At 60.5% G+C, this 11,528-nt stretch carries 9 protein-coding genes and 1 tRNA gene; 5 read left to right on the forward strand and 5 right to left on the reverse strand.

What is annotated here, in order from left to right; genetic code table 11:
• Nucleotides 1-212 precede the first annotated feature (212 nt).
• The 3 genes from R3X27_RS22560 to R3X27_RS22570 form a co-directional block, all read right to left on the reverse strand.
• Complete coding sequence (locus R3X27_RS22560; RefSeq protein ID WP_317711166.1) at nt 213-1,451, reverse strand: DUF1501 domain-containing protein; 1,239 nt, start codon at nt 1,449-1,451, stop codon at nt 213-215.
• Between the two features lie 9 nt (nt 1,452-1,460).
• The gene (locus R3X27_RS22565; RefSeq protein ID WP_317711167.1) at nt 1,461-2,834 is read right to left on the reverse strand and encodes a DUF1800 domain-containing protein; all 1,374 of its coding nucleotides are present in this window, start codon (nt 2,832-2,834) and stop codon (nt 1,461-1,463) included.
• 516 nt (nt 2,835-3,350) lie between these two features.
• The gene (locus R3X27_RS22570) at nt 3,351-3,770 is read right to left on the reverse strand and encodes a globin domain-containing protein (RefSeq protein WP_317711168.1); all 420 of its coding nucleotides are present in this window, start codon (nt 3,768-3,770) and stop codon (nt 3,351-3,353) included.
• Nucleotides 3,771-4,058: 288 nt separating this feature from the next.
• On the opposite strand from R3X27_RS22570, the gene trxC reads away from it, so the two are divergent.
• From trxC to R3X27_RS22595, 5 genes are all read left to right on the forward strand, one after another.
• A complete protein-coding gene (gene trxC / locus R3X27_RS22575; protein ID WP_317711169.1) occupies nt 4,059-4,505 on the forward strand; it encodes a thioredoxin TrxC in 447 nt (148 codons plus the stop codon).
• 35 nt (nt 4,506-4,540) lie between these two features.
• Nucleotides 4,541-4,616: transfer RNA gene (locus R3X27_RS22580), tRNA-Ala, on the forward strand.
• A gap of 654 nt (nt 4,617-5,270) precedes the next feature.
• Complete coding sequence (locus R3X27_RS22585) at nt 5,271-6,074, forward strand: hypothetical protein (protein WP_317711170.1); 804 nt, start codon at nt 5,271-5,273, stop codon at nt 6,072-6,074.
• Between the two features lie 3 nt (nt 6,075-6,077).
• Nucleotides 6,078-7,949: a DNA polymerase gene (locus R3X27_RS22590; RefSeq protein WP_317711171.1), complete on the forward strand. Its 1,872-nt coding sequence runs from the start codon at nt 6,078-6,080 to the stop codon at nt 7,947-7,949.
• Nucleotides 7,949-8,632: a hypothetical protein gene (locus R3X27_RS22595; RefSeq protein WP_317711172.1), complete on the forward strand. Its 684-nt coding sequence runs from the start codon at nt 7,949-7,951 to the stop codon at nt 8,630-8,632. The genes R3X27_RS22590 and R3X27_RS22595 overlap by 1 nt, the downstream gene beginning before the upstream one ends.
• 538 nt (nt 8,633-9,170) lie before the next feature.
• On the opposite strand, the gene R3X27_RS22600 is transcribed toward R3X27_RS22595, so the two are convergent.
• Nucleotides 9,171-10,121, reverse strand: a complete 951-nt coding sequence (locus tag R3X27_RS22600; protein WP_317711173.1) for a hypothetical protein — start codon at nt 10,119-10,121, stop codon at nt 9,171-9,173.
• A 387-nt stretch (nt 10,122-10,508) separates the two neighbouring features.
• Nucleotides 10,509-11,096 (reverse strand): OsmC family protein, encoded by a 588-nt coding sequence (locus R3X27_RS22605; RefSeq protein WP_317711174.1) that lies wholly within the window; start codon nt 11,094-11,096, stop codon nt 10,509-10,511.
• Between the last annotated feature and the right edge of the window lie 432 nt (nt 11,097-11,528).

Below are 11,528 nucleotides of genomic sequence, written 5' to 3' on the forward strand. Positions count from 1 at the left end.
AGCCCCGGACCGCGCCGCGCGGGCACCGCAATTCGCCAAAACAGACCCTGCTGGTCTTCTGGCAAGACGGGCAGCACTCTGTGTCGGTTCGGCCACTTGATCGAAGCTGCGTGCGATGCAACCGCGGTTGTGCGAACGGGGATCCAATGTCTCCCTCCTGTTGGCAGGTTCGCTCTTTGGCCAGTTGTACCGCCGTGCAGGTAGCTTCCCGATCAGGCAATCAGCCCCCGGATCTCGCCCATGTCCAGCCCCGGGAAAACGGTCTGTTCCAGGACGGAGCGCGAAAATCCGAGATGCTCCCGCATCACCGCCGCCGCATAGGAGCGGACATCGGCCGTCGGCATCAGGTCGCGCCCGGCATAAAGCGCGTCCTCGCCAAGCCCGGGCCAACTGCCATGCACCCTCCCGCCCCGGATTGCACCACCGGCAAAGAGCATCGCGCCACCCGTCCCGTGATCGGTCCCGCGTGTGCCGTTCTCCCGCGCGGTGCGGCCGAACTCGGTCATCGCCACCACAGCCGTCTTCGACCAGAGCGGTCCGAGCCCGACCCTGAGCGCCATGATCGTCTCCGAAAGCTGCCCGAGCGCCCGTGAGAGCAGCATGGTCTGGTTGCGATGCGTGTCCCAACCGGCAATCGAAAAGGCGGCGATCCGCGTCTCGCGGCGCAGCCGGCCAACGAGGAACTCGACCATGTCGAGATTGCGTCGGTTGTTCTTCGACGCCGCCATCATCTCGCTCATCGCCATCATGTTATCGTCCGGCGCCTCCGCTGCCTCATCGGCCTCGATCTCGGACATCAGCGCGATCGCCTCCTCCAATGCTTCGTGGAAGGCGTCATCCTCCTCGTAGACGGCTTGCAAAAGGCGTTGCCCCTGCGACGACAGCCGAAAGCCGGCATCGGGCGCCCAGTTCGACACATCTGCCGCCCCGCGCAGCAACAGCATGTTTTCCTGCCCGATCGAGAAGGCCGTCTCGGCCTGCAGCCCGGGCACCTGCTGCAACATCCGGTTCAGCCAGCCATCGCGCGGTACTGTTCCGTTCGGCCTGTGGGACGCCCCGGCCTCCAGCAGGTCCTGGCCGTCGAAATGGCTGCGCTTGTCGCGATAGGGCGTGGAAACGGCGTGGGCGAAACCCAGCTCGCCCGCCTGCCAGAGTGACCAGAGCCCGTCCAACGCCGGGTGCAGGCCGAAAAAACCATCAAGATCCCGCATCCCCGCCTGCGCATCCGGCGCCAGCCAGCGCTGCCGCAATCGCACCAGGTCCGGGTCGCCATGGGGGCGCAGAACGTCGAGCCCGTCCATGCCGCCGCGCAGGACAATGACCACCAGCCGTTGGTCCCAGGGTGCCGATGCCAAAGCTACCGGCGCAACCAGCGGACTTGCCGCCGCACAACAGCCAACGGCACCGCTCGCGCGCAGGAACTGACGTCTGTTCAGAGCCTTGAGATTCATTCCGACCCTCTATCGCCGCTGAAAATCAGGAGAGGCCAGCACGATGGCCACCCCCTCGCGTCGGGTTTCGGCCGCGGCCGCGGCGTGGACAAGCCGGGGTGACGCCAGCGGCCCAAGCGCGTCCCACACGAAGCGGCGCGGATCGGGCACACCGCGCCCCATATGGCCGGCAATCCGGGTCGCCCAGTCTATCCGACGGGCCAGCCCCTGCGGCGTGGTCCAATGCGCCGCCTCCTCCGGCCAGCCATCCGGCCCAGGCGGCAACAGCCAGGGCTGCCCCATAAGTGTCATCGGCCGTACAACGCGTTGGACGAAGACCCGGTTTTCATAGCCCGCGATCTGTTCGCCCGTATGCCCCAGAGATTTCAGGCCAGCGACGATGAAATCCATCGGTTGACGTATCTTTGTCCGTTCCGGGACCAGCGCCGCCGGATGTTCAACCAATGCCGCAGCCACCGCAAACAGGTCGCCGTCTGTTTCCCGGAACCGACGCGACAAGGCATTGACCAGCGCCGGGACGGGTGCGTCGGCGACGAAATGCACGGCCAGCTTTCGGCCAATATGCTGCGCCGTGTCTGGATGATTGGCGATGTCTTCCAGAAAGCTGTCAATGTCATCGAGGCGGGGCTGAGCCCCTCCATAGGACCTCCCAAGTACCTGTTTCGCGCCGGGCTCGCCTCGTTGCGGCAGGAACAGAAACCCCTTTCCCGGATTTTCGAACAGGCCTGCCAACAACTCGGCGAGTTGGTGCACGTCCGCCTGCCCATATGCCCCTTTCACCCCGAGCGTGTGCAGTTCCAGCAACTCACGGGCAAGATTCTCGTTGAGGCCGGCCCCGGGCCGACGCCGGGCCACAACGGAATTCGGCCCAACCGAAGCAGCCTGGTCGAGGTAACGCAACATGCCTGGATGCTTCACCACCGCCTTGAGCATATCCGCAAACCGGCCAGTGACATGTGGCCGGATCGCCTCTGCGATGAAGATATCGGAGACAATCCGGCGTTCCGCTGCGCCACGCAGGGCGACGGTAAAATGGTCGGCCCAGAACCATTCCAACCGTTCGCGGAGCGGCGCAGCGCTGTCGAGCGCGCGGGCGATCCGATGTTTCCGGGCGAGCTGCATCTGCGCGGTTGCCTCGGCCCGAAGCGCATCGAATGCGCGTTCACTTTCCGGGTCCGTCCGGTCGCGCAGGTCCCGCTTCAATGCGGCCAGACGCAAGGCGCGCGCATTGGCTTCGGCCATATCGGGGGAGGGGTATTTTTCCGCGAGACGTTCGGGCGAGGCCAATGACGCAATGAGCTCATCAGGGGCGGCGGGATCCGGTTGGTCCGGTGCACGCCCGGTTCCGAAGCGGATAGAAAGAAGCGCCGGCTCGATGGTCAAGTTCGATCCCCTTTGAGGTGCTGCCATCGTAGCGGCCGGTGCGACATCTCTGCAATCCGATCAACAAGATGGCAGGTCACCTTGGCGTGATGGCGCCCAGCTGGGTCACAAAGCGCAAGTCGAGGATCGAGAAGGACTGGCATCCTGCGAGGGAGACGACACGCCGCAACCGCTATTCCCTCCTGCGAGATGCGTCTTGGCATGAGGACCAGCCTCACAAGACGTTCTCACGATCTCGGCACAGCGGGCAGAGACGCCGGTCTCCGGGTGTGAAAGATAGAGAAACAGGAACCGGTCGCGCGCCTAAACGGTGTAGTTCATCATGGCCAAATCCGTGTTTGACCGGTGCATTCGCGCGGATGGCAAAGCGCCAGACCGCTGCAAAGGACCGCCGCTGGAACGGCGGCCACTGGTCTCGTTTCCGCACCAACGCCCCTATCTGCTGTCAGCGGCCTCAGGAACGTTGATGCGGCCCCTGCCCACCCGGGACACGGACCCTCTCGCGAAGGAGCCGGCTTACTCGGGGATATTCCCCGCCGCGATCAACTTTGTCGCAAACTCCGAGAAGAAAGCACGCCAGGCCGCTTCGAGCTCTTCAGTCAGGTCCGCGCCGAGCCGGCTGTGCAGCGTCTCGATGATCGCCTCCTGCATCGGTTCGAAATGTGCCTGCCGAATACCAAGCGTCGAGTGCAGCTTGCCCAGCTCGTTGTAATCGACCGAGGGTTTGTCGGGATGCTCCTGATCGGCCAGCACGAGGCCGAGCGTGTTCATGAACCGCATCCCCTGTCCCTTCAGATCCTCACGGAACAGGCTGCGCAGTTCCGGCGCGCGCTGGAACAGCGACTCGTAGAATTGCATCGAAGTCGGCTCGTGTAGCGGCCGCAGATCCTCGAAACTCTGCCGAACGATCGCGATCTCGTGAGTGGATGGCGACATGTGTACCTCCTTGTTGGCTCTCCTGGCCTTCCGGCGAGACTGTGTCACGGAATTGGCCTCGCCTGAATTGATTCAACGCAAACTGCGACGTTTACACGCCGCGCTGCGGCATTTTATCCATCGCTGGTTCGAATGGGGCTCCCAAATCCCACGCAATCCATCTGGCGAAACGAGACCTCTTTCTCAACAGGGACCCGGAACCGCGTTCAAGCTTCCGGTCCACCCGGACTTGGATTTTTACTTCGGCGCCATTAAATATGCAAAATCAAGAATATCAAGGAGTGCCCCATGAGCGGCAATCTCAAACTGACCTGCCATGATTGCGGCACGACCAACCGGGTTCCCGCAGGCAAGCTCGGGGCCGGCCCGAAATGCGGGACTTGCGGCGCAAAACTAGCCGATGGCAAGGTGCATGAGCTGAGCTTTCGCGAAGCCGAGAAGGCCGCGAAGACGGACCAGATGCCCCTGGTCATCGATTTCTGGGCGCCTTGGTGCGGTCCTTGCCGGCAGATGGCGCCGCAATACGCGCAGGCCGCTCAGGCCCTGCGCGGCAAGGCGCGGTTTGTTAAGGTCGACACGCAGAGCAATCCCGACGCCACGGTGCGGTATGATATCCGCGGCATCCCGATGCTGATGCTGTTTCAGAAAGGCCGGGAAGTGGCCCGCCTTTCCGGCGCGCGACCGGCCGCCCAGATCGAGGCATTCGTGCGGGAAAACATGACGGAGACGGCTTGACATCCCCACGCCTTTGCGCGAATTGAGGCCTCCGTGGGGCCGTAGCTCAGTTGGGAGAGCGCGTCGTTCGCAATGACGAGGTCGTCGGTTCGATCCCGATCGGCTCCACCATAAAAAACAATCGGTTATGTAATCGTCACGCACCATTCCCGTTGCGCTTTGGCGTTTCGTCACGCACATATCCCTCACGTCAACGGAAACTCTGCCCGGCCGTCCGGCCGAGCGTGTCCACTCTCAACCAAAAAATTTGAACCGTTCAGTTCGCTTGGTGTAATTGATCGCGCGAGTGGACAATCGTCACTGGCATGTCCAAAGCCAGAAGATCCACCACTCCTTTCTACCTAAACAAGCCCAGCATTCCCGACCTTTATTCCCCCGAGGAGCGGGTTCGGAGAATCGCTCATATTTGGGCCGACACCGTTGTTGAAGTTGAGCGGCGCCTTGGAGAGATGATCGAACCGGTAGCCGACGACCAGTACTACGATACTGACTCAGCAAGCCGGATTATCGATGCGCCGAAGCGAACCATGGAGGGTTGGCGTAGGCGCGGCGTCGGACCGGAATGGGTGAAACTACCCAACGGGAAAGTTAAGTATCGCGGTTCTGCATTACGTAGCTATCGGGGTGAGGAATGATGCCCCACATCTCGCTACCGGAACGCTTGCCAAGGGAGTTCCATTTCCGAAATCGCGAAGGAAAACGCCTTCTTCGCTAAACCCTGCCGCCGGGCAGGGTGCTCGGCGGTCGCCAAACAAGGAGAAACAAATGCCGACGATCAAACTCCCTGAAGCGCTAAAGTCGCATACGACTGTCGAAGAAGCTCGTGACGATGCGGAGAAGCTCGGCATGAACTACAGAGACTACGTGTCGATGGCCCTCGGCGTTCTAGAAGAGATGGACGGCGATACAGACCGGGAAGCAATTCTCGGAGCCGTCAAATCGGCCATGGCCGATCGCACGGAAGTCGAGACCCAGCCGACGCCGAACGCGGATGATAGTGACATCTTCGCCCAAGCGACCCGCGCTCGCAAAGAGCGCAAGCGGACTGGAGCGAGACCCAAGATCACGCGCAAAGCGATGGCCATTCCCGTCGTTACCAAGACGAAGGCATGGTTCCGAGTTCATCCAGACGGTGTTTTTTCGGAAGTGCCGATCTTCATCGATCCGACGTCGGAAGAGATGGAGGCCAAGCCTTACTACGTGGTTCCGGATCTAGCCGATGAGCTGGAGGGTTCCGACGGCCTGATCTACCACACCGGCTACCTAATCTGCACCGCTAGCGGCAAGAACATGCTCTTTCTGGTGAAGGAAGCTGACATGGACGGCAATATGCATTCCGCCACCGAGGCCAAGCACGAGGCCTGTGTGGATGCAAAAAGCCAGTGGACCCGCATGACCTGGGACAAGGATGTGGGCCAATACCAGATCAGTCAGGCTGAATGGGACCGCAAGGAGCCGCGCTGGCCTGAAGATGTTTCGGAGGAGACGGTGTTCCGGCGCGCTTTCGGCAAGCAGGTCATCGACGACTGGGACTATCCGGTGCTGAAAAGCTTCCGCGGCGAAGGCTAGACGGTGAACGTTCAGTCTCCCCCGCTGCGTCCGATCTCGGTGGACTTCGAGTTCATCCCTCAGGATGACGGTACCCAATGGGTCGTCTGCGTGGTCGCGAAGGATCTGTGGAGCGGCGAGGTGTACCGAGTGTTCGGCGACGAGCTTGGCCCTTGCCCACCATATCCGCAAGGGCCAAACACGGTCCTTATCGCCTACAACAGTGCGGCGGAGATCAGCAGCTACATGGCGTTGGCGTGGGAACTACCCCACGCAATCATCGATCTCTACGCGGAGCATATGCGGATCACCAACGGTCGCTCCCAGAGCAAGATGAATGTTGTCACGGGCGCCAGAGGGAGCCTGCTGGCGGCGCTACGCTGCCACGGTCTGCCGGCCCGGCAGAATGAAAGCAAGCGCCGGGTGATTGAACGGATACTCGCTGGTCCGCCATTCAGCGCTGATGATCGCCGGACGATCCTCGATTACTGCCAGGAAGACGTAGAAGACGCTGAAGCGTTGCTTGGCAAACTCCTTCCGCAGATGGAGCCGGGTTGGTGGGATTGCGCTCTGATCCGCGGTCGATACTCCGTCGCCACCGCGCATTTTGAGCGGAACGGATATCCGGTGGATGTCGAACTCCATGACCAGATCATTGCGTCGTGGGACGACATCCGGGCGGAGATGATCGCTTCGATTGATCAGTTCGGTGTCTACGAAAACAGTCGTTTCAGCCACGCTCGTTTCGAAGACCTCCTGGTCCGCGAAGGATTGGGTGAAGGTTGGCCATTGACGCCCACTGGCGCTCGCAAAACCGACGAGAAGACCTGGCGTGCCATGGCGGACCGGTTCTCGATCATCGCGCCTCTCTGTGACGCCCAGATTGCGCTGGGCCAGATGAAAAAGATCCACCCGTTGGCAATCGGTCCGGACGGACGCGCTCGCCTTGGTAAGCGCGAGTTGGCCTATCGGCGGCTCAATCTGACGTGCTCGGACGAGGATACACGCTCGGTCGGTCTTGGTGCATATCGCTCGAAGACCGGGCGCAATCAGCCGATGGCTTCCGAGTTCATCATGCTACGCAACAACTGGTGGCGGACCATGGTAACGCCCCCGCCCGGGAAGGCGTTGCTCTACGCCGACTGGGCCAGCCAGGAGATCGCCATCGCGGCCTACCTGAGTGGCGATCCGGTCATGATCCAGCACTACCGATCTGGTGATTTCTATCTGTCGTTCGGTAGGTCTGCTGGTCTGATCCCGGAAACAGCCACCAAGCAGAGCCATGGTCTATTCCGCAACAAGGTGCTGAAGCCGGTCAGCCTGGGAACACTGTACGGCCAGAAAGAACAAAGCTTGGCGGCCCGGATCGGGCGGTCAGTCAACGAGGCCGCGGATCTGCTTCGCGCGCACCGATCTCAATACGAGGTCTATTGGGATTGGAACCGGGACAGCATCGATCAGGCAACGCTGTCCGGACGGATAGAGACTCCACTCGGCTGGCAGATGGAGGTCTCAGACATCCGGCAGACGATGCTTGTCGGCGACGCCTGGGAGCAGGAGGGGACCCGGGAAACGACACTTCAGAACTGGCCCATGCAGGCGACGGCAGGTGACATCTTGCGCGTGGCATGCATTGCGATGGCAGAAGCTGGGTATCGGATCTGCTTTCCTTTGCATGATGCGGTGCTCGTTGAGGTCGACGAAACGGCTGTTGAAGCGGCTTCAGCCGATATTTCGTACCTAATGGAGGAAGCCGCTCGCGCGGTGCTAGGCCATCCGATCCCCGTCGATGTGGAAGTGGTCAGGTATGGCCGGAACCTCCGCAGTGAGAAGGGCGACGCGATGTGGGACATCGTTAACCGGGCGTTGGAACGTCGGGGAGGCGGTCACCTGTGATGCAAACCTTCCCCCGATACATTTCTTGGCCCGAGATCGGATCGCGGGGAGAAGCCAATACAACGCGTATGCTGTCCAAGGAATATCGGAGCTTCCGCGCCAACGGTGAAAAACCGGAGGACTGGCCAGGGGTAGAAGTACTGGAAGTTCCGAACCGGGAAACAGCGATCAAGCTCGTATCAAAAGGCATTCCGGAAGCGGCCCAAGATGGGCGCGACAAGGTGTTTGGTGGTCCGCAACGGGGTGTTCGGTCAAACGACACGGGGTGTTCGGTCATCCGTAACCCCGATACCTACTCTTCAATATCTTCATCTTCTTCAAAAAATAACCCAGGATCAAAAAGCCCGGCTGAGGCTGACAACTCGGAGATGGAACACCCGAAAGAGAGCGACGAGGCATTCGCTGTCCTTCCAATGGAAACGGTTCGCGCGGCAGTCCCAGATCCAGCGACGCGTTTACTGCTGACACTGGCGCGGCTCTCGAAGATGCGCGGTTGGGACAAAATCAAGCTAAGCCGGCAGATCTGGGAAGAGGCCGGTATCCGATGCCGTTCTGAGCGCAGCCGGGCGCTTCACGCTCTGGAGGATCGTCGGACAATCCGCGTCCAGCGATGGCCCGGCCAGTCGCCCGTGGTCACTGTTCGATTGGGGCAAGACAGGCTGCTCCGGCCTTGGCCCAAGTAGTTTGATGGGAGGTAACGCTAGGGGGGCACAGCCAATGATCCGCCGCGTTTCGCTTCGAAAAAAAACCGAGCCGGTTGCTCCGGTCGGCCGGTCGCTTTGCCCCCACTGGCAGGGTGTACGCGAACTGTCAGGATACTCACCTCCAGACCAGGTGCTCGATGCCAGGCTACTTCGCCACCCCCATCGTTCGGGGCGCGTTTCGCCTGGGCTGCGGTCTACCCGTCGACACGAGCGCGCCATGGCGATCTCACGTTGACGGCTCCAGGTGTCGCCGCAGCGGAACATCACGTTCCAGAGGGTGCCCGAGTTTTGTGACGGCGAAAGGTCGGCTGAAGCCGAGCGAGGAAAGCAACCGTCGGCACCTCGGTTCGACCGGAAGCGGCCATTGGCAGCCGGATTGCGCATCTGGCGAGGGCGCACAAATTCGACATGTTCCGATCTCCTACGTGGGTGGCAGTTTCCTGCGCATAGCGGTCGTTGGACGGAATTGGACTATGTCGGCTTTGGCGTTCCGCGTCTTGAAAACTGGAATGCTCGGTCAATCGGGAACGGCAAGGCGCATGATAGCGGAACCGTCGCAGACCCAAAGCGAACCGTCCCCAAAGGCCAACCCACGGAACTTCGTGCCCTCGATCAAGTGGCTCTCCGTGTTCGTCCCGGTATCAACTTGGGACAAAACATTGCCTTCGACCGGTCCCAGCCACAGATATCCCCCGCCGAACACCATAAAGCCTTCAGGTGTTTTCGGCAGCGACGTCGGGATAGTTGCCACCACCTCGCCCGTATCAAGGTCCACCCGCTGGACCGTCGCATCCGCGACGTTGTAGACCCACAAAAACCCGTCTCCAAGCACCGCCGGGCCGGGCCAGCCGCCTAGTTCCGTCGTTGACAGAGCCGTGCCGTCCGTTTCATTGATGCGAAGCAACTGGCCGGTGATCGGTTGGGTTACCCAGAGCGATCCATCGATGTAGACAACCCCGAACCCGCCAGACGGCAATGCTATCTCGCTGCGAACGTCGCCACTCACCGAAGCAAATGCCGTCAGGAGCTGGCCTTTCGGATCCGCGGGATTGGGATTGAGGATCCAAACCACGCCATCGTTGAAGGCAAGTCTCGCATGGCGCGAAGACAATTTGACGGTGATTTCCAGCAACAGTTCGGCCGTCTTCGTATCGAATTTGTAGAGCGCATCCTTTTTGGCATCCGCGACCCAGATCGCATCCTCCGAGACACCGAATGGGCGCGTCCGAAATAGGGCCGGAAGGGGCGCCGCCACCCTCTCCTCGAGCGTATCCTTGTCCATACGCACCACCTTGAAGCCCGACTTGACCCAGAGGGCGTCGTGCCCGTAGGCCAAGCGGCTGCAAATGCGCTCGACCTTGCTTTCGACCGAAAGCTGTTCAATTGGCAACGACGGCCCCGCGCAGATCTGCGACGAATGGCAGAGGAACAAACCTATCAGTAAGGTCGATTTCTTCAGAATTGACATAGCTCCCACCTTCGCGTGGCGAACAGCACCTGACCCTCGCCATGAGAACTGACCCGGGTCGAACGGACGTTGGAATTGTACTACTGGCCGTTCGTTCGGGCCATGATCTCACTCAAGCTTGTTGAGGGCGGGCGCAGTTCGCGAAACCGGCATCCGAGTGTTTCTCTCAGACGACCGCACAGTCGGCAAAGCCGCCGAAAGATCGCTTCCGGCCGCAGGTTTCCGGTGAACGGCAGCAGACTGCGCATTGCCGACACCAGCAGTTTCGACGGAAGTCCGCTTCCTCGACGAACCCAAACCGCGACCTCTCGGCTCACCGAAACGCGGCGACCTACATCACCGGCTTACAGCTTGCAGCGTCAAATTAGGCGTCGGTTTATATCACTGTTATTGGTGCACGACCTCCAACTCGACCGGGACGGGGTTCGCGACGATGTCGAGCATCGGGCAATGAACTTCCGATGCGGTCTGGAGCATCTTGATATCCTCACTCGATGCATCGGAGACCAAGTCAACCTTCATCCGGATCACGTTGAAGCCCGGACGGACAGTGTCATCCACGGCAAGGAAGCCTCGCAGATCGATGTCGCCTTCGACATGGACTGTGATTTCATCGACTGGAATGCCCATCGCGATGGCATAGGCACGGTAAGTCATTGCTTGGCATGTTCCGAGGGATGCGAGAACAAGTTCGACCGGGCTTGGACCCGCGTTGCCACCCCCAAGTCCTTCCGTGAAATCAACCGTAACCTTGTGCTCGCGCATCGTGGCCTCTGTCCGGAAACCTTCCACCACCGTCGAAGTGGCCATGAAAGTTGCCTTAGCCATTTCGGGATTGGCACGGAAGGCCTCCTGAGTGCCTTCAATCACGGATTTCAGGCCGCTTGCGGTGTTGTCAAGTGCGGTCACCGGCACCGCTGATGCCACCAGCAGCGACGCGGCAACGATTGCCGTTGTGTATTTCAGGAACTTCATGACGACCTCCTCCTATTTGCATAAAGCTGACAACCTGCGCTTCCCTCGAAGCCCACATCAATCGCGCTCAGAGCTAGAACATGGCCTATTGATCGTCTCTCAGTTCGCATTGGCCGCTCCGTTGATGCGACGGAGAGATTATACTGCCCGACCAAACCCACGCCCATGAGATGCCTCAAGCGACAGGCTAAATAGAGCGACATCAAACGAAGAATTGCAGAATAATGTACGCCTTTGGCGATATCCGGCAAGAGACATGCACAGCCGACATCCGACCGAAACCGTCAGATGACCGCAAGGTCGGCAAACTCGACCTTGGCGATGTCGTTGGTCAGACCGGAAGCATCTAAATCAGGGAGGTCCGCTGACTGCGCACACCGGACTCTGAGCAATTGCGCCATTTTGCAATTGCAGCATGAGTTTCGAGCGCGT

It is taken from the genome of Tropicimonas sp. TH_r6 (assembly GCF_033101155.1).
Classification (GTDB): Bacteria; Pseudomonadota; Alphaproteobacteria; order Rhodobacterales; family Rhodobacteraceae; genus Tropicimonas.